Below are 21945 nucleotides of genomic sequence, written 5' to 3'. Positions count from 1 at the left end.
GCAAACGTCCTACATCCGGTAAAGACTCTGACACGAGCAGTCGACTAACGGTCAAGAAATAATCGGAAAAACTTACCCTAAAAGCCGAATCGCCTGTCGCCATTGTTCAGTAATGGCCTCTATACTAGCTCCCCGTTTGTGCACCGCTCTAGTGCATCCGGCTGGAGCGCGACACGTCCCTCCATTCTCCATTCAGAGCCGCCGCAATAATGAGCCTGTTCTCCGCTGTCGAAATGGCACCCCGCGATCCAATCCTGGGCCTCAACGAAGCATTCAACGCCGATACCCGGACCACCAAGGTCAACCTGGGCGTGGGTGTTTACTGCAACGAAGAGGGGCGAATTCCACTTCTGCGCGCCGTGATCGAAGCCGAAACCGTTCGCGCCGCTCAACACGCTTCGCGCGGCTACCTGCCGATCGATGGTATCGCCGCCTACGACCAGGCCGTGCAAAAGCTGCTGTTCGGCAACGACTCGCCGCTGATCGGCGCCGGTCGCGTGATCACCACTCAGGCCGTCGGCGGGACCGGCGCACTGAAGATCGGTGCCGACTTCCTCAAGCAACTGCTGCCGAACGCCGTCGTGGCGATCAGTGACCCAAGCTGGGAAAACCACCGTGCCCTGTTCGAAACCGCCGGTTTCCCGGTGCAGAACTACCGTTACTACGACGCAGCCAGCCACGATGTGAATCGTGCTGGCATGCTCGACGACCTCAACGCCCTGCCGAACGGCTCGATCGTTGTCCTGCACGCCTGCTGCCACAACCCGACTGGCGTCGACCTGACCCCGGCGGACTGGAACAACGTGCTGGAAGTGGTTAAAACCAAAGGTCACGTGCCGTTCCTCGACATGGCCTATCAAGGTTTTGGCGACGGCATCGACGAAGACGCCGCAGCTGTGCGCCTGTTCGCTGAATCCGGCCTGACCTTCTTCGTTTCGAGCTCGTTCTCCAAGTCGTTCTCGCTGTACGGCGAGCGCGTTGGTGCGCTATCGATCATCAGCGAATCGAAAGAAGAAAGCGCGCGCGTGCTGTCGCAGGTCAAGCGCGTGATCCGCACCAACTACTCCAACCCGCCGACCCACGGTGCAAGCATCGTTGCAGCTGTATTGAACAGCCCGGAACTGCGTGCACAATGGGAAGCCGAGCTGGCGGAAATGCGTCTGCGCATTCGCGGCATGCGCGAGCAGATGGTTGCCCTGCTGGCAGAGAAAGCCCCGGGCCGCGACTTCAGCTTCGTCGGTCGTCAGCGCGGCATGTTCTCCTACTCGGGCCTGACCACTGAACAAGTGCATCGCCTGCGTAACGAGTTCGGCATCTACGCCCTGGACACCGGCCGCATCTGCGTGGCTGCGCTGAACCAGAACAACATCAAGGCGGTAACGGATGCGATTGTTCAGGTCATCTGATTTCGCACTGTGATGAAAAACGGGAAGCCTTGGGGCTTCCCGTTTTTTATTGTCACGAAACAATCCCTATCCCCTCTAAACTGCACACATGTCCAAATGTGGGAGCGAGCTTGCTCGCGAAAGCGATCTGTCATTCAACATCGTTGTCGACTGACATGACGCCTTCGCGAGCAAGCTCGCTCCCACAGGTGATGAGTACATTCCAGAATTTTGTGAGATCAGATATGAAAAACGACAACCTGCGCGCCGACCGTGACGATCTGGATGATTTCATCCCTCGTGCCTCGGCCAAACGCGAGAAAAGCCTGGTGCTGCAAGTCGCCGCCGGGGTGTTCCTGGGTGGCCTGGTCCTGTGGCTGGTGCAACTGGCCGCCACCGCGGCTTACGCCAAACTGATGATGGGCACCATCACCTTCGGCAGTTAAGCCAGTTCGATCGCTCGCTGACTCGCGGCGTCGTCATAAACGACGTACAGCGATTCGGCGATCTGACTCTTGATCGCCTTGGTGCTTTCAAGACCCAGGACGAAGCCTTCGGCCTTGCCACCGGCGCGGTTCAATTCCTCAGCGGTACTGGCCTGGGTGATTGCATCGAAGAGTTTTTCGGCGTGAGGGCCAACGCCCTTGGGCAGGCTGATTTGCGCGATGCTCATGCGAACACCTCGCTGTTGCGGGATAAATGGTTCATGACGCAGACCTTTTTCGGCGAATGGCCGGCAGCGCGTGTGACCACTTCCGGGCGCCCATGGTAGACCTCTGCTGCAGTTCTGGTAACCGCCAATCGCTGACAAGTCACCGTTCGTCCCGAGGATTCAGCTAATTTTACAACCGGCGCTTGACTTCTCTTTTTGAATCAGTAACATACGCACCAATTCCGCAATAGCTCAGTTGGTAGAGCAAATGACTGTTAATCATTGGGTCCCTGGTTCGAGTCCAGGTTGTGGAGCCAGATAGCAAAGCCCCTGAATCGAAAGATTCAGGGGCTTTTTTGTGGGCGCTCGAAAAGGTCAAAAGATCTTGAAATGAAAAAGGGCCGATCTGCGCTTAACAGATCGGCCCTTTTTTATTCAGTTACAGCGGTCAGACATGCTCACTGCTTTTCACCTGCACCTTCGGTGCACCCTGCCCATGATCGTGATCATCAGGCTCAATGACCGGCACTTCCTTGCCATCGCAGTCATGCAGCTTGCCGTCGCTGAAGTAATCGCCTTCACGCAGCGCCGCCAGGTCGCGATAGCGCAGGGTCCGCTCTTCCGCCGCAGCAAACACCGACTGCTGATCCGAGTTACCGGCGGTGAAGTGGTTGAACGCCAGGTTGAGCAGGATCGCCATGATCGCCGACGAGCTGATGCCCGAATGGAAAATGGTCGCGAACCAGCTTGGGAAGTGGTCGTAGAAGTTCGGTGCGGCAATCGGGATCATGCCGAAACCGATCGAAGTGGCGACGATGATCAGGTTGACGTTGTTGCGATAATCAACCTTGGACAGCGTACGGATACCGCTCGCCGCCACCGTGCCGAACAGCACGATACCGGCGCCGCCGAGTACCGACGTCGGCACTGCTGCGATAACCCGACCCATGAACGGCAGCAGACCAAGAATTACCAGGAAGATACCGCCAGTAGCGACCACGTAACGGCTCTTGATCCCGGTAACCGCCACCAGCCCAACGTTCTGGGCGAAGGCGCTCTGGGTGAACGAACCGAAAATCGGCGCAAACATGCTCGACAGCATGTCTGCCCGCAGGCCATTGCCCAGGCGTTTGGAATCGACCTTGGTGCCGATGATTTCACCGACCGCAAGAATGTCCGCCGAAGTTTCCACCAGGGTCACCATGACCACGATGCACATCGACAGAATTGCGGCGAAGTGGAAGGTCGGCATGCCGAAATGGAACGGCGTCGGGAAGCCAAACATCGGCCCCGTGGTGACGCTGGAGAAATCCGCCATGCCAAGGAACACCGCCAGCACCGTGCCGATCACCATGGCCAACAGGATCGACAGACGCGAGATGGTCGAGCTGCCGACCTTGCTCAGCAGCAACACCAGCACCAGCGTGACTGCCGCCAGACCGATGTTCTGCATGCTGCCGAAGTCCGGCGCATGGCTGTTGCCGCCCATGGCCCAGCGCGCGGCCACCGGCATCAGCGTCAAGCCGATGGTGGTGATCACGATGCCGGTGACCAGCGGCGGGAAGAACTTGGTGATGCGCGAGAACACCGGTGTGATCAACAAGCCTATCAAGGAAGCCGCAATCACTGCGCCAAGCACGGACTGGAAGCCGCCCTCCCCGCCACTGCTGACGATCGCGACCATGGTCGCCACACCGGAGAACGACACGCCCTGCACCAGCGGCAACTGACAACCAAAAAACGGTAGACCCAGGGTTTGCAGCAGCGTCGCCAGCCCCCCCGCAAACAATGAAGCAGCAATCAGCAAACCAATGTCCGCCGGCGACAGGCCGGCCGCCTGGCCGATGATCAGTGGCACCGCAACGATACCGCCGTACATGGTCAGAACATGTTGCAGGCCGTAAGCCATATTCGCGCCGACCCCGAGATTTTCGTCCTCGGGCCGTTGGTGTGAAACATGGGGCGTTTTCATGGTGGGGGGTTCCCTGGTTTTTGTTATGCGCACACTGTATTCAATACTCGTGACAAATGTCCATAGAGTTGTATACAACTTATCAGTCACATAATGGATAGGTAGCCACCCAAGCTTCTAGCCCGCTGCTCTCATCCCCCACAAATCCGGCAACACTTCCTCTCCAGTGCCCTCGCCTGCCGCCACTACGCTGAAGTGTTCACGGCGACCGACGGTGCGGTCGCGCTCTTTTTTATACATATAAAGTATGCATAATGAAGTCAATTGAAATTCAGTACGACAAAAGCAAGAACGCAGCCAACAAACTCAAGCACAAGGGCGTCAGCCTCGCCGAGACCGAACCGGTCTTTCACGACGAACGAGCACTGACGATCGAGGACAACGACCATGACGAACAGCGCTGGATCACTATTGGCGCCAACAGCAAAGGGCGCTTGTTGGTCGTTGCTTACAGTTACCGGGATGCAAATGTCGTTCGAATCATTTCTGCGCGTGTCGCCACACCCAGCGAACGTAGCGCTTATTTTCTGGAGGCTTGATCGATGCAAGACGAATATGACTTTTCTCAGGGCAAACGCGGTGCGTTGGCTTCAAACAAGGGCAAAACCCGCATCACCATCATGCTGGATGACGCCGTCATCGAAGCGGCGCGAACGGTCGCGGAAAACGAAGGGTTCGGTTATCAGACGGTGATCAATAACACCCTGCGTCATGCCCTGCTCGATGCCGTTGCCAAACCGGAACAAGCCGAATCGAGCGGGCAATTCAAGAAAGGCATCACCGCCGCAGACCTCAAGAGTCTCGAGAAAAAACTGTCGGCAGCGGTCGGAGAAATTCGCCGAGTGCTCGAGCCCGACGCCAAGCCCTAAACGGAAACCGGTACGATCATCCGCGCCAGAGCCTGCCGTATGTGGGGCAGATCCGGCAGGTGCAGAGCAAACTCGCGCGCCAGCAATTCAATCAGCTCATCGACCTGCGTCACCTCGCGTCGCTCACTGCTGGCGCCCATGCGATGAACAGCGAAACTGCCGTTGTTCAGGGTCTTGCGCCAGCCATTACCCGTGCGCGCGACCATCAGACGCTGGGTGAACGGTGACTCAGGGTGAGTCGAGACATACCAGTTGCCAATGGTGTAATCGATGTCTTCCTGGCGTTGCAGATCGAACAGGTACATCGGCCGCCATTCACCCGCCACATTGGCACGTAGCATGTAGCCGTCGGCCTGTTTTTCAATGCGATAAGGTTCGTGAGGGGTCGCTTGCTCGGTCTCGGTATCGAGCAGCAGCGGCGCGGTCGGCACCATGCCGCCGAAGCCGACATCTGTGATGTAGCGCACGTCGTCGATAGTCACCAGACTCAAACGGTTTGTGCGCGCTGTCCAGCTGCCTTCGGGCTGATTCATTACCACGCGCCCGCTGATGGCCCGAGCGTCGAAGCCCAGTTCCAGCAACAGGGCAAAGAACAGGTTATTGAGCTCGTAGCAGTAACCACCGCGTCCACCGAGCAGGACTTTCTCTTCAATGGATGGCAGATCGATCAACACCGGCGCGCCGGTAATCGTCGCCAGATTCTCGAAAGGGAACACGCCGGTATGGCGCAGTTGCAGCAGGCGCAGGGTCGCCAGTGTCGGTTCCGGTGGTGTTTCAAAACCCAGACGTTGCAGGTACAGCTTCAGATTCGTCAGGCGTGGCTCACTCATTGCTCGATCCTTATGCATGGGGCCGCAGGTCACTGCGTTGATGGTCGCCATGTATACGGGATCAGGCACTGTTTTCGACAATTGATTTCGCCAATCGCCCGCTAGCGTTTCTTGCGGGAACCGATGCGAATCCACGTCGGCGCATGGTCACTGGCGTGCGGTTCGTTGCGCACCCAGGCATCTACACCGGCGTCATGCAAATACGGACTCAGCGCCGGGTTGAGCAATAGATGATCGATGCGCAGACCAGAGTTGGTTTGCCAATGCTGCCGAAAGTAATCCCAAAACGTATAGAGCCGATCCTCGGGATACAGATGCCGCAGCGAATCGGTCCAGCCCTGATCGAGCAAGCGCTGATAACACTCGCGGCTCTCGGGTTGCAGTAGCGCATCCTTGAGCCACGAGCGGGTGTTGTAGATGTCCATGTCGGTGGGCACGACGTTGTAGTCGCCGGCCAGCACCACCGGGTGATCGCTGCTTTGCAGGTCTTTTGCGTAGCTGATCAGCCGTTCGAACCACGCTAGTTTGTAAGCGAATTTCGGCCCCGGTTGCGGGTTGCCGTTGGGCAGGTACAGGCAACCGACCAACACGCCATGCACCGCCGCTTCCAGATAACGACTGTGCTTGTCATCGGGATCACCCGGAAGACCGCGCCGGCTCTCCAGCGGCTGCGCATCGCGGGCGAGAATTGCTACACCGTTCCAGGAGGCCTGGCCCTGCCAGATCGCGCCGTAACCGGCGGCTTCCAGTTCTGCTGCGGGAAACGCCGTGTCGACGGATTTGAGTTCTTGCAGGCAGGCGATATCCGGCTGCTCGCGCTTGAGCCAGTCCAGCAGGTTCGGCAAACGCGCGCGTAAACCGTTGACGTTGTAAGTGGCGATTCGCAGGTTTTTCATCGACTGAGGCTCCTGCCCAAGGGCTGTAAAAATTGTGACCCTGTGATCATCGCGCCGGTTGCATCGGATCATTCTCGTGCGGCGTAATGGGCACTCGCCTTTTGCCCGCACTGCCGAGACCGGAATCCCATGCAAACCACGCTGCAAGGTCAGCGCATCCTCTTGCGCCCGCTCCAGTATTCAGATGCCGACGCCCTGCTCCACGCTGCCGCTGACGGCGAGTTGTGGAACCTCACCGTCACCGTGGTGCCTTCGCCCAGCACTGTCGACAGTTATCTGAAAAAAGCCCTCGATGGCCGTGACGCCGGCACGGTGATGCCGTTCGTGATCGTGTTGAAAGATAGCGGCCAAGTCATCGGCTCGACGCGCTTCTGGAAGATCGACCCGCTCAATCGCAAACTGGAAATCGGCAGCAGTTGGATCTCCGCGAGCTGGCAGAAATCCTTCGTCAACACCGAAGCCAAATACCTGATGCTGCGTCACGCCTTCGAAGTGCTCGACTGCGTGCGCGTGCAGTTCACCACTGACGAGAACAACCAGAAATCACGTAATGCGATCTTGCGCCTTGGTGCGCAGCAGGAAGGTATTGTCCGGCATGAGCGGATCATGCCGGACGGGCGCAAGCGCAACTCGGTGCGCTTCAGCATCATAGACGCCGAGTGGCCGCAGGTGCGCTTGCATCTGGAGCAGAAACTCGCTACATGACCCTTCAGGCGCGATTGCGCAGCCACTGCAAAAAGCCTCTTTTGGGTACAACCGCCGGCGCTTCCTCGGTCAGGGATTGCGCCTTGTGCAGGCGGAAATCGAGCAGCGTCTGCATCGCGTCGTGGATATCATGACGCGCATCGAGGCACGGTTTGAGGTACGACTTCTCGATGCGATACAACGCGCAAAAGGTCTTCGCCGAAAAGTCCGCCGGCAATGCGGAATCGGACAAGATCCCTGCCTCGCCAATCACCTCGCCCGGCCCCATGCGCCCGGACTCGAACGGTGTGCCGTGGCGCTTCAACGTCACCGACACCACACCGGACTCGATAATGAACAAATGATCGCTGACCTCCCCACCCGCCAGAATGACTTCGCCGGCACGGAAGGTTTGCAGGCTCATGTTCTGGCTGAAGGTGTCCTTCTCTTCCTGGCGCAGGGTGGAGAAAATCGGCGAGCTGTCGAGCAACGCCCGGGGCCGCGACAGGTTGGTCGGCGCAGCACTTTCATCGCTCGACAGCAGATTGACCCCGGAGGCCTGCAAGTGCCGATAGGCCAGATCGAACAACTGATTGCGCACCACGCGCTTCTCGCCCATTGAGGCGACGAAACCGCTGATCTCGTATTCCGCGCCACTGCTGCCGGAGCTTTTCAGTGCGACGCTCGGCGCAGGTGTGTCGAGCAACTGGCGACAGCCCTGCATCGCCCGCTCCAGTGCATCGATCACCGAACTGGGCCGCGCATGCGGGCTGACTTGCACGCTGACCGCGACGCCGAACATATTGCTCGGCCGACTGAAATTGATGATCTTGGCCTTGGCCGCCAGCGAGTTGGGGATCACCGCCATGCTGCCCTGACTGGTTTGCAAGCGCGTGGCGCGCCAGTCGATATCGGTGACGCGGCCTTCAGTGCCGTCGATGGAAATCCAGTCATCGAGTTGATAAGGCTTGGTGGTGTTGAGGACGATTCCGGAAAACACATCGCTGAGCGTGCTCTGCAAGGCCAGACCGACGATGATCGCCAACGCCCCGGAGGTCGCCAGTACGCCTTTGACCGGCAGATCCAGCACATAGGCCAGCGCCGCAATGATCGCGATGAGGAAAATCACCGCGCCGAGCAAGTCCTGCAACAACCGCCCGGTGTGGCCGACCCGCTGCATCATCACCGCGCCGATCAAAACCGTCAGGGTGCGCGCACCGAACAGCCACCAGCCAATCTGCAGGCCAGTCGCCGCCAGGTGCAGCGGCACGTTGTCGGCCCACGGCGCCGGCTCCATCGGATTGAGGCCTTCGTTGAACAGCAGCACGCTGAACAGGCTGAAAATCAGCACCCGCACCAGCAGTTTCCACTCGCTGCCATGGGAACTGATCAGACGCCATAAACCCAGATCGAGGAGGATCAGGATCAACGCGCAGAACAACGGATGTTCGGTGAGCAGAGACAGCATCAAACAACTCCGACGGGGGCCAATCGCGAGAAGATCGCACAGATTGAGCAAGTGTAGGAGCAATTGATTTCAGAGAATGAACCCGCCCGCAAAAACACCACAAAACCAAATGTGGGAGCGAGCCTGCTCGCGAATGCGGTCGATCAGTCAACGGTCCATCGACTGACATGACGCCTTCGCGAGCAGGCTCGCTCCCACGGGGGGACTGCGTGCGGCCTGGGTTACTTACCGTTAGTCAGGGTGCTGTAGCTGGTCATCAGGTTGCGGTAATCCGGGATGTGATTGGAGAACAGCGTGCCCAGCCCTTCGATGTCGTTGCGCCAGTCGCGGTGCAGCTCGCAGGCCAGACCGAACCAGGTCATCAATTGCGCGCCAGCGCTGGACATACGGTTCCACGCCGATTCACGGGTCAGTTCATTGAAGGTGCCAGAGGCGTCCGTCACCACGAACACATCGAAGCCCTCTTCCAGCGCCGACAGCGCCGGGAACGCCACGCAAACCTCAGTCACCACACCGGCAATGATCAATTGCTTCTTGCCAGTGGCCTTGATCGCCTTGACGAAATCTTCGTTGTCCCTGGCGTTGATCTGGCCCGGACGGGCGTGTTCATGTGCGTTTCCTCTTTTCTATAGGCAACCGCCATCCCTGGCCTGCGAACCGGCCTACGCGTCCTGTGTAGAGCGCAGTGGTGGTGCGTTAAGCGTGCATCTGGCCGAAGCGGCCGGACTGGAAGTCGGCGAAGGCCTGGTGGATTTCCTGCTCGGTGTTCATCACGAACGGGCCGTGGCCGACGATCGGTTCGTCGATCGGCTCACCACTGAGCAGCAACACCACCGCGTCCTGGCTGGCTTCGAGTGTCAGCTGATGGCCGTCACGTTCGAACAGCGCCAACTGCCCTTCACGCACCGATTCCACACCGTTGACCTGCACCGAACCTTTGAGCACCACCAGCGCGGTGTTGCGGCCTTCGTGCAGATCCAGCGTCAGCAACTTGCCGGCGTTCAGGCGCAGATCCCACACATCAATCGGTGTGAAAGTCCGCGACGGGCCGGTGTGGCCATCAAACTCACCGGCGATCAGCCGCAGGCGACCGGTGTTGTCCTTGAGCGCAATGCTCGGGATGTCGCTGTCGAGAATGGTCTGGTAGCCCGGCGCGGCCATTTTGTCCTTGGCCGGCAGGTTGACCCACAACTGGACCATTTCCAGTTTGCCGCCGGTTTTGGCGAAGTTTTCCGAATGGAATTCCTCGTGGAGGATCCCGGAAGCGGCGGTCATCCATTGCACATCGCCCGGGCCGATCACGCCGCCACTACCGGTCGAGTCGCGATGCTGCACTTCGCCCTCATAAACGATAGTCACGGTTTCGAAACCACGGTGCGGATGCTGACCAACGCCACGCCGTTCGGTAGTCGGGGTGAAATCGGCCGGGCCGGCGTGATCGAGCAGCAGGAACGGGCTGATGTGTTTGCCCAGGTTGTCGTAGGAAAACAGCGTGCGAACCGGGAAACCATCGCCGACCCAATGGCCGCGCGGGCTGGTGTAGATACCGATGATGTTTTTCATGGTTGTCTCCAATTTGGGTGAGTGACGCGATGGATTAAGCTTAAATCCATGGGAATTAATGCACTAGACTGCAAAAATCAGCCTTAGCGTTCTATCTGGAGAACGATGGTGGAAGACCTCAACACCCTCTACTACTTCACCCAAGTGGTCGAACATCATGGTTTCGCCGCCGCCGGGCGCGCACTGGACATGCCCAAATCAAAACTCAGCCGGCGGATTTCCGAACTGGAAGAACGCCTCGGCGTACGCCTGCTGCATCGCACCAGCCGCCATTGCTCGTTGACGGAAATCGGTCAGGCCTATTATCAGCGCTGCCTGGCCATGCGCGTCGAAGCCGAAAGCGCCGCCGAGCTGATCGAACGCAACCGCTCCGAACCGCAGGGGCTGGTGCGCCTGAGTTGCCCGACAGCGCTGCTCAACTCGTGGGTCGGGCCGATGCTCACCCGTTACATGCTCAAATACCCGCTGGTGGAATTGTTTATCGAGAGCACCAACCGCCGCGTCGATCTGCTGCACGAAGGCTTCGACATTGCCTTGCGCGTGCGTTTTCCGCCGCTGGAGAACACCGACATGGTCATGAAGGTGCTGGGCAACAGCACGCAATCGGTGGTCGGCAGCCCGCAGTTTGTCGAACGTCTGTCGTCACCGCCCTCACCTGCCGACCTCAACGGCTTGCCGAGCCTGCACTGGGGCGCGGCGCAGCGCGAATATCAATGGGAGCTGCTCGGGCCGAATGACAACACGGCACTGATTCGCCATACGCCACGCATGGTCACTGATGATTTGATTGCCTTGCGTCAGGCGGTGATTGCCGGCGTCGGCGTGGCGCATTTGCCGAGTGTGGTGGTGCGTGAGGACATTGCGGCCGGTCGTGTGGTGGAGTTGATTCCCGGTTGGGCACCGAAGTGCGGGTTGGTGCATGCGATTTTTCCTTCGCGGCGCGGGTTATTGCCGTCGGTGCGCACGTTGATTGATTTTCTCGGCGAGGAATTTGCCCACAGTGACATTGCCTGAATCGGTGGTGCGCCCTTCGCGAGCAGGCTCGCTCCCACAAGGATTTTGTGAACACCACAGATCTCCTGTGGGAGCGAGCCTGCTCGCGAAGAGGCCAGCCCGGACAACATAAATCCTGAAAATGATTCATGACTTCTGATCAACAGTGCTTTGTCCCACAAACGGTTTTTCTCAACCATCCGGATGCGGATACTCCTGACCATTCCCACTGCAACCCTGGAGTTTTTCATGTCTGTTCCCGCTTTCGGTCTGGGTACATTTCGCCTGCAAGGCCAGGTCGTCATTGATTCGGTGAGCACCGCTCTCGAACTCGGCTACCGGGCCATCGACACCGCGCAAATCTACGAAAACGAAGCCGACGTCGGCGAGGCCATCGCAGCCAGCGGCATACCGCGCGAAGAGCTGTTCATCACCAGCAAGATCTGGGTCGCCAACTTCGCCCAGGATCGCTTGATCGACAGCCTCAAGGAAAGCCTGCAAAAACTGCAGACCGACTACCTCGACCTGACGCTGATTCACTGGCCGTCGCCGGAAAACCAGGTACCGGTCGAAGAGTTCATGGGCGCCCTGCTCGAAGCCAAGCGTCTAGGCCTGACCCGACAGATCGGTGTTTCCAACTTCACCATCGAGCTGATGCAACAGGCGATCGCGGCGGTCGGTGCCGACAACATCGCTACTAATCAGATTGAACTGCACCCGTACCTGCAAAACCGCAAAGTGGTCGAGTTCGCCCAGAGCCAAGGCATCCACATCACCTCGTACATGACCCTCGCCTACGGCGAAGTGCTGCAAGATCCGCTGATCCGGCAGATCGCCCAGCGCCTGCAAGCCACCCCGGCGCAAGTCACCCTGGCCTGGGCCATGCAGTCTGGCTACGCGGTGATTCCGTCGTCGACCAAACGCGCCAACCTGCAAAGCAACCTTGCCGCTACGGCGCTGACACTGAGCGAAGCCGATATGGCGCTGATTGCCACGCTTGATCGCGGCCATCGCCTGACCAGCCCGAAAGGCATCGCGCCGCACTGGGACTGAGCCGGCGCCCGTCAGATTTGCAAGCGTTGCGCGAGTCCGGCCATGGCCTCGCGTAACGTCTCGCTCGCCACGTCCAGCGGCGCCGCGTGCGTCTCGCGACACGCCTGCTCGAGCGCTACACATGCCGCCACCACCCGCGCCGCGCCGACCATCTGCGCCCCACCCTTGATGTGATGCGCCAGCTCGCGCAGCCCTGCGCGATCCTGCTCCTGCTGCAAAATCTCCAGACGTTGCAGATCGAGGCGCACGCTGTTCAACACTTCCTTGCGCAACTGTTCGATCAAGGCACGATCATCCCCGGCCATTTGCTCCAGCGTGCTCAAGTCGATTTCCGTCAGCGCGGGCACCTCGCCGGGGTCCAACGTCTTCTCGCAATGACTGGCAGCCATCAACGCCTGCGCCAGGTCGTGCAAGCGGATCGGTTTGAACAGGCATTCGTCCATGCCGGCATTCAGGCAGCGCGTCCTTTCCTCGGCTTGCGCATTGGCGGTAAAGCCGAGGATCAGACAAGGCTTGCGGCCGGCATGCGACTCGGCATCGCGGATGGCCCGCGCCAGTTGGTAACCGTTGCGCCGCGGCATGTTGCAATCGGTGATCACCACATCGAACGCCTGCGCCCGCCACTGCTTCAGGCCTTCATCACCGTTCTCGGTGTCGACGGTGCGATGGCCGAGTTCACTCAACTGCCAGCACAACAGCAATCGGTTCACCGGATGATCGTCCACCACCAGAACACTCAGTGACGACGTTACCCCAAGCGCTGCTTGCGGAGCACTTGGCGCGCGAGCCAGAGCAGCCAACAACGGCAGTTCAAGACTGACTTCGACGCGTGTGCCTTCACCCAGTGCACTGTCAAGCCGCAGCGTACCGCCCATCATTTCACAGAGGTTGCGACTGATGACCAGACCCAGCCCGGAACCACTGCGGGCTGATTGCGAGTCATGGCTCGCCTGCACGAAAGGGTTGAACAGCCGTCGTCGGTCGTCGGCGTTGATCCCCACCCCGCTGTCTTCAATAAGCACTTTCACGGTCAGGCGTTCCGCCGTCACGGTGGTCACCGTCAGCCGTAGACTGACCTCGCCCTCCTCGGTGAACTTGATCGCGTTGCTCAACAGATTCGACAGCACTTGTTTGAAGCGCGTCGGATCAATCAGCACGTCAATGTTGCTGCGGGCATCAAGTTCGATGTGCCACAACAAACGCTTCTGCCGCGCCAGCCCTTCAAACACCCGACACACCGACACCACCTGCTCACGCAGGTTGGCACGCTCAGGCACGAGGGACAAATGCCCGGTCTCGATCCGCGCGATGTCGAGGATGTCGCCGATCAACGCCAGCAACTGTTGCCCGGCGTTGGATGCCACCTGAATCGCCAAGCGATCGGTCACGCCCTCCTCGGCGCGCTTCAAGGCCAGTTCGAGCATGCCGATCAAGGCGTTCATTGGCGTGCGAATTTCATGGCTCATGGTCGCCAGAAACGTGGTCTTGGCGCGATTGGCATCGTCTGCCGCGTCCTTGGCTTCCTGCAATTGCTGCAGCCATTGCTGGCGCCGGCGAATCTGTTGGCGCTGAAAAACGATCCAGGCCAGCGCAAGCGCCAGCAACACCGCCGCACCAGCAAAACCGAGGAGAATCTCGCGGCGATGGCGTAACCAATAACTGTCTTCCACCACCACATCGTGGCTCCAGCGCTCCACCAGTTCGTCCATCTGTGGCGGGGCGATGCTCAACAGCGCCTTGTTCAGGATCGAATGCAATGCCGGCATCTGCGGTGCCGTCGCCAACGCAATGCGCGCCGGTTGATCGCCGATGGTGCCGGTAATGCGCAGACGCTCACGGTAGTGACGTGCGATCAGAAAGCGCGCCACCAGCAATGAACTCACCGTGGCATCGACCTGCCCCTTGGCAATCAACGCCACGCCTTCAGCGGGGCTTTTGACTTCGACCAGACGGATGCGCGGCACGCGGCTCAACAGGTAAGCACGTAACGGATGGCCGCGATAAATCGCCAGCCGTTTATCGGCCAGATCATCGAGGTTGAGCGGTCCCTGCGCGGTGATTGCGCTGACCAGCACAAACGGATTATTCAGGTAGGCGCGGGTAAATTGCAGTTCGGCTTCGCGCTCGCTGCTCGGTGTCACCACCGGCAATACATCCAGTTCACCGGCCTTGAGCTGTTCGATCTGTCGATCCAGCGACGTCCCGCGCACGATCTCGAAGTTCAACCCGCTGCGCTGGCTGATCAGACTCAGCAGTTGCGCCGACAGTCCGCTGAAACGGCCATCGGCATCAAAAAATGTCAGCGGCGCGAAATCTTCGATGGCTCCAACCCGGACAACTGGATGCTGGTCCAGCCATTCCTGCTCATTCGCACTGAGCTGCACCCGCGACTGTTCAGCCATATCGGCGAGGCCGACGCTCCAGCGTAGCTCGATGCGCTGGCGCCGCTCCATGGGGATGGCCGTCAATGCCTTGTCGACGATGCGTTTGAGGCGCCCATCGCTGCGCAACAGCGCGAAGCCGAACGAATTGGCGTCCAGCCCGGCCGGACCGGCCAATTGCAGGTCGTTACGATAATTGGTGTTGATCAGGTAGTTGGCACTGATGAAGTCGCCCAGATAAACATCGTCCGCGCCGAAGGCCACCGCACCGAGCGCATCCATCGCCGACGGGTAACGCTGCACACTTGCCCGGGGATAAAACGCCTGCACGCTGGCCAGAGGCAGATAGTCCTCGACCATGGCCAGGCGCTTGCCGGCCAGATCGGTGGGCAATTGTTCATCGAGTCGAGTCACCAGCATCGGCTGATCTTCGGCGTAGGCACGGGACAGGATGAAGGCCGGGTCGGCGGCTTCAAAACTGTTGGAGGTTCCCAGCAGATCGAGATCGCCGCGTTTGAGTGCCGCCATCACGGCATCGCGGTTGGCGAAACGGCGGACTTCGATGCGCACGCCGAGCAACTGCCCCAGCAGGTCGGCGTAATCGGCGGTCAGCCCTTCGAGTTCCTGTTGATTACGGGTGATCTCGAACGGCGGGTAATCCGGCCCGGAAATGCCCATGCGCAACACCGGATGCTGACGCAGCCATTGCCGGTCCTGTTCATCCAGGCGCAGCTGGACATTTTCCAGTCCGGTACGGGTCAGCACTTGCAGCACCTGCGGCGTGTCGCCTGCCCAACAGGTGGCCATCAGCGTCAGCCACAGCCAGACAATCCGGCGCCCCTGCCTCATGACTGTCCGCTCAGATCACATGATTGCGCTTGGCGAAATCACGCAAGTGTACCGCTGAGTTCACCCCGAGCTTTTTCATCAGACGGGTCTTATAGGTGCTGACGGTTTTGTGACTCAGGTGCATGTCCTCAGCAATCGCCTTGTTGGACTTGCCCCGCCCCAGTTGCGCGAAAATGCTCAACTCTCGGTCGGAGAGCTGCTCGATCATCTGTTTTTCCGTGATCTGTACGGCATTCAGCGTACTGAAAGGGTCCGGGAGCGCAGAGAAAAAGGTATGCCCCGACACCACCGCCCGGATGGCATTGCGCAACTGCTCCAACTGATTGGTTTTGGTCACGTAGGCCATGGCCCCGGCGCGCACACAGCGTTCCTGATAGAACATCGGCTCGTGTGTACTGAACACCAGCACTCGGCAATGGAGATCATTGGCCTTGATCCGGGCCAGCACCTCCAGCCCGCCGAGCACTGGCAGATTCAGGTCGAGAATCACCAATTGAGGCTTGTGTTCACGAATAAGCGAGATCACCTCGTTGCCTTGAGACGCCTCGTATATCTGCTCGAATCCTTCGGCTTGCAACACGATCCGGATGGCGGCACGCACCACCGGATGATCGTCGACGATCAGCGCTAACTTCATGGCCACTCCCGGTGCAAAGACTGACGGTCAGGCCACCGATGGGGGCTGATCCAGACTCAGTGGCTGCACAGGGACTGTTGCATGGAACGGTGAGCAAAGCACCTGTCAGGTCTGACAGTTGCGGCCGGGGACTTTTTATGCATGCGCAACGTACTGCATCAACGGATGTGGCTTGTGAGCGGTCGGTTTACCTGGCTTTGCGGGCACATCCACCAGCGCCATCAACTGACTGATCGACTGCTTTGAAGGCAACATCAAATGACTGATCTGCACATTCTCCTGAGCGAACCCCGAGGTCTGTTGCAACGGCGCCGTGCCTTCGTTGTAGATCAACGCCTGACGAATCTGCGGGTTATCAAGGAAAAACCCCAGCAGATCCAGCGAACGCGCCGCCAGCTCGGCGTTGATGACCACCACATCGAACGGCTCACAACCGTAGTCCACCAGCGTCAACAGTTCAGTGAGGCTTTGCACCGGGGCCACGCGGTAGTAATCGAGGCTGTTGAACAGACGCTCGATTTTCATCCGGTGGAAATGCTGCGAGTCTGCAATCAGGATGCGCAGGGCTTTATTGATCATGTTCAATCTCCCGGTGTCACGGTTTCTGGGTGCGGCAAGACTACGCAAGCCACACGACAGGTTCTGTAGGACTTTTCCTAAAAGAAGGTTCACTCATCCGAGTCACGCCGATCACCGTGCTGCTGCAACCAAAGCAACAAATCAGCCCCCGACATCGGCCGCGCATACCAGTAGCCCTGCCCTTGGGAACACCCCAATGCCAACAGTTCACGACGCTGTGCATCGGTCTCGATTCCTTCGATCACCACGCTCATGCCGAGGGTTTCTCCCAACGCCAGTGTGCTGCTGATCGCCGCCCGGCATCGCGGTTCGTGCTCAAGATTGCGGATGAATTCGGCGTCGAGCTTGATCTCGTTGAACGGCAACTGACACAAGCGCTGCAAAGATGAGAAGCCGGCGCCGAAGTCATCGATCGACAGACGACAGCCCATCATTCGCAGGCGGACGAGGCTTTCCAGGCTGGTGGCCGGCGCTTCTAGCAGACCGCTTTCGGTCAGTTCGAAAGTCAGGCCTGCACCGCAAGCACCGTGGTGCGCCAGAAGGTTTTTCAACGTGGTCGTGAGCTGCGCATTGGCCAACTGCACAGCGTGCAGATTGAACGCAACATTCAGGAAAACTCCCTGCGCACGGGCACGTCGTTGCACACCCAGCGCCTGATCGATCTGCGCAAACAATAGCTCGTCGAGTAATCCGCAACGCTCCAGCACAGGCATGAACAAAGCGGGCGAAAGGATGCCGTGGGTTGGATGGAGCCAGCGGCATAGCACCTCTACACCACAGACCTCACCGGTCTGCAGGTTGAATTTGGGCTGATACCAGGCCTGCAATTGCTGCTGCGCCAACGCCTGACGAACCGATGCCTCACTGGCCAGCGTCACGGCCGCGGCCGTGGGTTGCGCCAGAGCAGGCCTGTCGAGGGATTTGCTCAGCAGATTCGCCAGCACTTGCACATGCAAAGGCTTGCCTACATCGCCCAGCAGTTCCAGGCCAAGCAACGCCACCATCTGATGCACCGCACGACGCAGGTCTGCCGACAGCGAACTACTGATGATCACCGACTTGACCTGCCCCGAGGCCCCCACCCGCTGCAGAAACTCGAGCCCGTCCATCCCCTCCATCTGCAAATCGCACAGGGCGACATCGACGGTACCGACTTCCTGCAAGAGCGCCAGCGCCTGAGCTCCGTCACTGGCCTCGAAGATTTCGCGACAACCCAGCGTACGCAGCATGTTGACCGCCACCGAGCGCTGGAACGCATGGTCCTCCAACACCAACACACGCAGCGGCAGAGCAGGCACGGCGATTGAGTCGTCGATGCCGGGAGCATGGTGTGTCGTGGCCAATCGCGTATTCGACTCGCCAGCAGAGGTCTCAACGGTTGTGGGATTGTTCCTGAACATCGAGGTGCTCCAGCAAAGGGCCAAGGGTTTGCCGGTCCGGGGTACGGATCAGCATCAACTGTCGTCGGTGGTTGGCATAAATCGTCTGAGCCTGCGGCTGGCCGCGAACAGTGTCATGAATCACGCCGTGGCGAATCTGTGCATTGCTTGCAAAGAACCGCACCCAATCCACGCCAGTGGCGGCGATCAACCCCGCGTTGATGATCATCAGGTCAAAGTGCTGGAAGGGCTCGCTGGAGTAATGGGTCACGCCCAACAACTCACGAAACGAGTGCACCCGCGTCAGTTCGCGACAGCCCAGTTCTTTAAAGGTCTTGCCGATTCGGGCGTGCAACGCAGGCTCCTCGTCGGCAATCAGAATTCGCCAGCTTTTGTAGGACATTGGTTTCGACAGAGGTAGAAAAGGTCGCCGCTCGCGGCGTAAGAGGCGACACACTAGGCAAAACAGTCGTCAAAGCATGTAGGACGAGTCTGAAAAAATACCAAGAAATCTCCGACGCCCTTTGAAGAACAACGCCACGTCGGAAGGATCCGACGTGGCAACCCGCCTCACCAAAGGTAGCGATACCCCAGGCTCACTCCGAATGGCTGTTCGATGCCATTGCCCTTGGCGTACTCGGCATCCAGCGAGATCTTGCTTTTTTCACTGACCTGCAATACGCCGCCGAAGCCGAGTTCGACGCGGTTGCCCGGCAGCTCGGCATCGAGTTTGTTGCCATTGACGCTGACCTTGCTGCTGCCGGCATGCTCGGTGATGTACGACGCTTTGACATACGGTTGGGCCTTCATGCCATTGCTTAGCTCCAGGCTGCGACCGAACAGCGAACCGACACGGCTTTGCAGTGAATCCAGATCATCGGACTTGACGCGCAGACCGTTGCTGGCGGTGTAACTGGCCCCTTGGGTGCGGGTCGCAGTGATTTCCAGTTGCGGCTCGACGAACCAGCCATCCTTCAGATTGATGCGCTTGCCAACCTCGATATCAGCACCGACACCATTAGTGCTGTAGGAACCTTTTACCGCTTGCCCCAGATTGTTCGGCGTTTTGATGTCCGTATCGAAACGGCTGTACTTCAAGACGCTGTCAACGTAGACGCCATTGTCATTGAGGTAGGTGGCGTAAATGCCGAACATGCGGCTGTCGATATCGCCCGACGCCCCTTCACCGAAATCCAGATCGGAACGCGCAGTACCGACCATGCCACCGACATAAATCTTGCCGCTGTCCACTGCGAAAGCCTTGTCGGCACCGATTTCCAAACCGCTGACGTCCTGGGAGTAGGCGCGGCTGGAATGCTCGCTGACATCGAAACGCTTGCCGATGGCGCGGGTCCAGAGCCCCCCGTCATCCTCGCCCATGCGCAACTCGCCGAGGCGCTTGACCAAAGCGTTCATCTGCGCGTTCCACAGGCTGGCGCCGGCGGTGTGTGCGGCAATGGCGGCGTTGGCACCTTTGGAGAGGTTTTCCGGCGCCGGGTCGATCGGGCGCGGCGTTGGCGTCACAGGGCTCACCGGATCCACGGGATTGACCGGATCAACTGGCGTCACTGGCTCCACCGGATTGCCGGGGTCTACTGGCGTCTCTGGATCCACCGGCGTTACCGGATCAACCGGAATCGCTCCCCCGCTCGCCAGTACCCAGTCATCACCCTGTTGGCGCAAGGTATAGCGGAATGCACCCGCATCGACGTGGCCGCCATACAGGGCGAATTTCGCGCTGCCGCCGTTCGTATCGACCAACAGCAAGCGGCCATCGGAGGTCGTCGGTTCATTACCGCTATCGCCGACGATCAGCGTGTGATCACCACTGGCCATGCCGGCGCCTTGCACGATCAGCAAATCATCACGCTGATTGGCGATATCGGTATTCATCAAAATGCTGCCGCCACCGGCCAGAGCATTGACCGTTAGCGTCTTGAACGTGCCGTCGCTGCCCGGCGCGAATGCCAGACGCCCGCCATTGAGGGTCAGCGAGTCCACCGTGTTCACGCCATTCTCCATGACATTCACCGTGCCACCTGCGTCTGCTACCAAGCCGCTGGCACGGGCGCCCGTGTAGAGATTGACCTGACCGCCATTGCTGACCGTGCTGTTGTTGGCCGTGCCGGTGTCGTAAACACTTTGCGTACCGCCTATAACGCGCGTGTCGTTGGCCACCGCCCCACCGAGCAAGCCGCGGCGCAGGGTTTGCTCACCGCCAGCTTCAATCACACTGCCGTTGGCCACCGCCATATTGATCAGGTTTTGTGTGCCGCCGGCACCGACCTGGCTATCGTTGGCAATCGCCATGACATCCAGCGTCTGTACGCTGCCCGCATTGATCAGCGTGCGGTTGGCCGTGGAACGCGTGACGGTCTGCTGACTGGCATTGAGTACGGTGTCATTGGCAATACCGCTGGTGCCCACCACTTGTGTGCCGCCGTTATTGACCACCGTGCCATGGCTGACGCCACTGAGAACGTTTTGTGTCGCACCGTCTACTACGGTGTCGTAGGTCACACCGTTCTGAAATACGCTCTGCGTCCCACTAGCGCTGACCGTGGTGCGATGGGCCGTGCCGTTGGTTCCGATCGATTGCACGCCGGTGGTGACGCTTTCGTCATAAATCACTGCCCCGCCATTGACTGAAGAGGTATAGGCACTGGCGTGCAGTGGCAGCAAAAACGCAATGGCGACGGCCACGGCGACAGGGTTGCGCTGGAACAACGGGGAACGGGTTTTCATCAACAGAACCTCACGTGCGCCCTCTTGGGCAACGGCGTAAATCGAGTTGAGTCAGAACCTTTGAGGGAACCGGTTCGCACTCGGGGAACCGGCAATTTAGAGAATCGAAGGGACTTTCTGAGTAGGATTTTTCCTTGTCTTTGTAGGAAATTTCCCAAGAGCATTGATCGGTCTTGACCCATGCTCAGATGCAAGAAAGCGAGCCCGTTGCAGGCTCGCTTGATCGCTCATCAGCCGCGTGCACCGACCACGCTTGAACCGTAAGAGATGATGACCTCCACCCGACGGTTGAGCTGACGGGAGCGGGCATTGCCGTTATCGGCAATCGGAAATTGCTTGCCGTAGCCTTTGGTGATCAGCCGATCAGCGCCTATGCCCATTTGCTTGAGCGCGAAAGCCACGGCGTCTGCGCGCCGCTCCGACAGACGCTGATTGAAATCGTCACCGCCGACATCGTCGGTAAACCCTTCGATGCGCACCTTGCGTTCAGGGTTGGCTGCCAGATACTGCGCCAGTTGTTCGAAGTTGCGCTGGCTGCCGTACTTGAGATCGGCCTTGCCGGTGTCGAACAGCACATCGCCGAAGGTCACGACTTCCCCGCGCTGGGTTTTCTGCGCTTTCATCGCTTGCAGCGCCTTGAGCTGCTGAGTGCGCACGTCGAGTTGCACCTGAGTACGCTCGGCGTCGATTTTCTTCAGACCCGCCTCGGCCTGGCGGCCGGCAATGGTCTGCTCGGCCAGAGCGATTTTCTGGCTGGCCAGATAGGCCAATTGATCGACTTGCGGTGCCTGGCGGTTCTTCTGCGACGCCTGGTCGGCCGCGTTCAACGCCGTAAAGGCAGACTTGGTTTCAATGGCTGCGAGGGTGTTGGCTTCCGGCTTGTTTTGCAGCGCCGCGAACTGTTCGCGGGCTTGCAGCAGTTGCGGGCTTTCAGGCGGCGTGGCGCAACCGGCCAGTGTCAGAGCGATCAGCGAAGCGATGGGCAACAGTTTGAAATTCGACATGAACAA

20 protein-coding genes, 1 tRNA gene and 1 pseudogene are annotated in these 21945 nt (G+C 59.3%); 8 read left to right on the top strand and 14 right to left on the bottom strand.

What is annotated here, in order from left to right; all coding sequences use genetic code 11:
* The first annotated feature begins 209 nt into the window (after positions 1–209).
* Complete coding sequence (locus AC0ZWN_RS08125; protein WP_476334662.1) at positions 210–1406, top strand: amino acid aminotransferase; 1197 nt, start codon at positions 210–212, stop codon at positions 1404–1406.
* Positions 1407–1630: 224 nt separating this feature from the next.
* Entirely contained in the window at positions 1631–1831 is a 201-nt protein-coding gene (locus tag AC0ZWN_RS08120) for a hypothetical protein (protein WP_095047664.1), read from the top strand.
* On the opposite strand, the gene AC0ZWN_RS08115 is transcribed toward AC0ZWN_RS08120, so the two are convergent.
* The gene (locus AC0ZWN_RS08115) at positions 1828–2058 is read right to left on the bottom strand and encodes a hypothetical protein (protein WP_093432041.1); all 231 of its coding nucleotides are present in this window, start codon (positions 2056–2058) and stop codon (positions 1828–1830) included. The two genes, AC0ZWN_RS08120 and AC0ZWN_RS08115, sit on opposite strands and share 4 nt — an antisense overlap.
* A 220-nt stretch (positions 2059–2278) precedes the next feature.
* Here AC0ZWN_RS08115 and AC0ZWN_RS08110 point away from each other — a divergent pair.
* Positions 2279–2354 (top strand) — tRNA-Asn (locus tag AC0ZWN_RS08110).
* A gap of 131 nt (positions 2355–2485) precedes the next feature.
* On the opposite strand, the gene AC0ZWN_RS08105 is transcribed toward AC0ZWN_RS08110, so the two are convergent.
* Positions 2486–4009, bottom strand: coding sequence for a nucleobase:cation symporter-2 family protein (locus tag AC0ZWN_RS08105; protein ID WP_034152785.1), 1524 nt, complete (start codon positions 4007–4009; stop codon positions 2486–2488).
* 254 nt (positions 4010–4263) lie between these two features.
* Here AC0ZWN_RS08105 and AC0ZWN_RS08100 point away from each other — a divergent pair, with 254 nt between their 5' ends.
* Together AC0ZWN_RS08100 and AC0ZWN_RS08095 are read left to right on the top strand one after the other, a co-directional pair.
* On the top strand, positions 4264–4548 hold the full coding sequence (locus AC0ZWN_RS08100; RefSeq protein WP_460090334.1) for a BrnT family toxin: 285 nt from the start codon (positions 4264–4266) through the stop codon (positions 4546–4548).
* A 3-nt stretch (positions 4549–4551) separates the two neighbouring features.
* Positions 4552–4878: a BrnA antitoxin family protein gene (locus AC0ZWN_RS08095; protein WP_093432035.1), complete on the top strand. Its 327-nt coding sequence runs from the start codon at positions 4552–4554 to the stop codon at positions 4876–4878.
* On the opposite strand, the gene AC0ZWN_RS08090 is transcribed toward AC0ZWN_RS08095, so the two are convergent.
* On the bottom strand, positions 4875–5708 hold the full coding sequence (locus AC0ZWN_RS08090; RefSeq protein ID WP_476334661.1) for an arylamine N-acetyltransferase family protein: 834 nt from the start codon (positions 5706–5708) through the stop codon (positions 4875–4877). The two genes, AC0ZWN_RS08095 and AC0ZWN_RS08090, sit on opposite strands and share 4 nt — an antisense overlap.
* Before the next feature lie 101 nt (positions 5709–5809).
* Positions 5810–6604: an exodeoxyribonuclease III gene (gene xth / locus AC0ZWN_RS08085; RefSeq protein WP_476334660.1), complete on the bottom strand. Its 795-nt coding sequence runs from the start codon at positions 6602–6604 to the stop codon at positions 5810–5812.
* Positions 6605–6733: 129 nt separating this feature from the next.
* Between xth and AC0ZWN_RS08080 the strand changes: the two genes are divergently transcribed.
* Complete coding sequence (locus AC0ZWN_RS08080; RefSeq protein ID WP_476334659.1) at positions 6734–7309, top strand: GNAT family N-acetyltransferase; 576 nt, start codon at positions 6734–6736, stop codon at positions 7307–7309.
* A 4-nt stretch (positions 7310–7313) separates the two neighbouring features.
* On the opposite strand, the gene AC0ZWN_RS08075 is transcribed toward AC0ZWN_RS08080, so the two are convergent.
* The 3 genes and pseudogenes from AC0ZWN_RS08075 to AC0ZWN_RS08065 all read right to left on the bottom strand — a co-directional run bounded on the left by AC0ZWN_RS08075 (position 7314) and on the right by AC0ZWN_RS08065 (position 10319).
* Positions 7314–8756 carry a mechanosensitive ion channel family protein gene (locus tag AC0ZWN_RS08075; RefSeq protein ID WP_093432023.1) on the bottom strand — a complete coding sequence of 481 codons (1443 nt, stop codon included), beginning with the start codon at positions 8754–8756 and terminating at the stop codon, positions 7314–7316.
* A gap of 221 nt (positions 8757–8977) precedes the next feature.
* Positions 8978–9358: pseudogene (locus AC0ZWN_RS08070) on the bottom strand (isochorismatase family protein); the annotation flags it as partial.
* A 94-nt stretch (positions 9359–9452) separates the two neighbouring features.
* Positions 9453–10319 (bottom strand): pirin family protein, encoded by an 867-nt coding sequence (locus tag AC0ZWN_RS08065; RefSeq protein ID WP_476334657.1) that lies wholly within the window; start codon positions 10317–10319, stop codon positions 9453–9455.
* 105 nt (positions 10320–10424) lie between these two features.
* On the opposite strand from AC0ZWN_RS08065, the gene AC0ZWN_RS08060 reads away from it, so the two are divergent.
* On the top strand, positions 10425–11333 hold the full coding sequence (locus tag AC0ZWN_RS08060) for a LysR substrate-binding domain-containing protein (RefSeq protein ID WP_116255277.1): 909 nt from the start codon (positions 10425–10427) through the stop codon (positions 11331–11333).
* Between the two features lie 228 nt (positions 11334–11561).
* Positions 11562–12365: a 2,5-didehydrogluconate reductase DkgB gene (dkgB, locus tag AC0ZWN_RS08055; protein WP_476334656.1), complete on the top strand. Its 804-nt coding sequence runs from the start codon at positions 11562–11564 to the stop codon at positions 12363–12365.
* Between the two features lie 11 nt (positions 12366–12376).
* On the opposite strand, the gene AC0ZWN_RS08050 is transcribed toward dkgB, so the two are convergent.
* From AC0ZWN_RS08050 to AC0ZWN_RS08020, 7 genes are all read right to left on the bottom strand, one after another.
* Complete coding sequence (locus AC0ZWN_RS08050; RefSeq protein WP_476334655.1) at positions 12377–15595, bottom strand: transporter substrate-binding domain-containing protein; 3219 nt, start codon at positions 15593–15595, stop codon at positions 12377–12379.
* Between the two features lie 10 nt (positions 15596–15605).
* Positions 15606–16232 (bottom strand): response regulator, encoded by a 627-nt coding sequence (locus tag AC0ZWN_RS08045; protein WP_476334654.1) that lies wholly within the window; start codon positions 16230–16232, stop codon positions 15606–15608.
* A gap of 135 nt (positions 16233–16367) precedes the next feature.
* Positions 16368–16811 carry a chemotaxis protein CheY gene (locus AC0ZWN_RS08040; RefSeq protein WP_476334653.1) on the bottom strand — a complete coding sequence of 148 codons (444 nt, stop codon included), beginning with the start codon at positions 16809–16811 and terminating at the stop codon, positions 16368–16370.
* An 89-nt stretch (positions 16812–16900) separates the two neighbouring features.
* Entirely contained in the window at positions 16901–18211 is a 1311-nt protein-coding gene (locus tag AC0ZWN_RS08035; RefSeq protein WP_476334651.1) for an EAL domain-containing response regulator, read from the bottom strand.
* Entirely contained in the window at positions 18183–18593 is a 411-nt protein-coding gene (locus tag AC0ZWN_RS08030) for a hypothetical protein (RefSeq protein WP_093432000.1), read from the bottom strand. Before AC0ZWN_RS08030 ends, AC0ZWN_RS08035 begins: the two co-directional genes overlap by 29 nt.
* 167 nt (positions 18594–18760) lie before the next feature.
* The gene (locus AC0ZWN_RS08025) at positions 18761–20935 is read right to left on the bottom strand and encodes an autotransporter outer membrane beta-barrel domain-containing protein (RefSeq protein ID WP_476334649.1); all 2175 of its coding nucleotides are present in this window, start codon (positions 20933–20935) and stop codon (positions 18761–18763) included.
* Between the two features lie 230 nt (positions 20936–21165).
* The gene (locus AC0ZWN_RS08020) at positions 21166–21939 is read right to left on the bottom strand and encodes an OmpA family protein (RefSeq protein WP_476334648.1); all 774 of its coding nucleotides are present in this window, start codon (positions 21937–21939) and stop codon (positions 21166–21168) included.
* Positions 21940–21945 lie beyond the last annotated feature (6 nt).

It is taken from the genome of Pseudomonas sp. 3B-A001-10F, from assembly GCF_056313565.1.
Note: the sequence above shows the minus strand (reverse complement) of the source record. Positions and strands in the feature narration are given on the sequence as shown.

Coding starts and splice junctions, on each gene's coding strand:
- AC0ZWN_RS08125 (WP_476334662.1), top strand. CDS start 210: ATGAGCCTGTTCTCCGCTGTCGAAATGGCACCCCGCGATCCAATCCTG.
- AC0ZWN_RS08120 (WP_095047664.1), top strand. CDS start 1,631: ATGAAAAACGACAACCTGCGCGCCGACCGTGACGATCTGGATGATTTC.
- AC0ZWN_RS08115 (WP_093432041.1), bottom strand. CDS start 2,058: ATGAGCATCGCGCAAATCAGCCTGCCCAAGGGCGTTGGCCCTCACGCC.
- AC0ZWN_RS08105 (WP_034152785.1), bottom strand. CDS start 4,009: ATGAAAACGCCCCATGTTTCACACCAACGGCCCGAGGACGAAAATCTC.
- AC0ZWN_RS08100 (WP_460090334.1), top strand. CDS start 4,264: ATGAAGTCAATTGAAATTCAGTACGACAAAAGCAAGAACGCAGCCAAC.
- AC0ZWN_RS08095 (WP_093432035.1), top strand. CDS start 4,552: ATGCAAGACGAATATGACTTTTCTCAGGGCAAACGCGGTGCGTTGGCT.
- AC0ZWN_RS08090 (WP_476334661.1), bottom strand. CDS start 5,708: ATGAGTGAGCCACGCCTGACGAATCTGAAGCTGTACCTGCAACGTCTG.
- xth (WP_476334660.1), bottom strand. CDS start 6,604: ATGAAAAACCTGCGAATCGCCACTTACAACGTCAACGGTTTACGCGCG.
- AC0ZWN_RS08080 (WP_476334659.1), top strand. CDS start 6,734: ATGCAAACCACGCTGCAAGGTCAGCGCATCCTCTTGCGCCCGCTCCAG.
- AC0ZWN_RS08075 (WP_093432023.1), bottom strand. CDS start 8,756: ATGCTGTCTCTGCTCACCGAACATCCGTTGTTCTGCGCGTTGATCCTG.
- AC0ZWN_RS08065 (WP_476334657.1), bottom strand. CDS start 10,319: ATGAAAAACATCATCGGTATCTACACCAGCCCGCGCGGCCATTGGGTC.
- AC0ZWN_RS08060 (WP_116255277.1), top strand. CDS start 10,425: ATGGTGGAAGACCTCAACACCCTCTACTACTTCACCCAAGTGGTCGAA.
- dkgB (WP_476334656.1), top strand. CDS start 11,562: ATGTCTGTTCCCGCTTTCGGTCTGGGTACATTTCGCCTGCAAGGCCAG.
- AC0ZWN_RS08050 (WP_476334655.1), bottom strand. CDS start 15,595: ATGAGGCAGGGGCGCCGGATTGTCTGGCTGTGGCTGACGCTGATGGCC.
- AC0ZWN_RS08045 (WP_476334654.1), bottom strand. CDS start 16,232: ATGAAGTTAGCGCTGATCGTCGACGATCATCCGGTGGTGCGTGCCGCC.
- AC0ZWN_RS08040 (WP_476334653.1), bottom strand. CDS start 16,811: ATGATCAATAAAGCCCTGCGCATCCTGATTGCAGACTCGCAGCATTTC.
- AC0ZWN_RS08035 (WP_476334651.1), bottom strand. CDS start 18,211: ATGTTCAGGAACAATCCCACAACCGTTGAGACCTCTGCTGGCGAGTCG.
- AC0ZWN_RS08030 (WP_093432000.1), bottom strand. CDS start 18,593: ATGTCCTACAAAAGCTGGCGAATTCTGATTGCCGACGAGGAGCCTGCG.
- AC0ZWN_RS08025 (WP_476334649.1), bottom strand. CDS start 20,935: ATGAAAACCCGTTCCCCGTTGTTCCAGCGCAACCCTGTCGCCGTGGCC.
- AC0ZWN_RS08020 (WP_476334648.1), bottom strand. CDS start 21,939: ATGTCGAATTTCAAACTGTTGCCCATCGCTTCGCTGATCGCTCTGACA.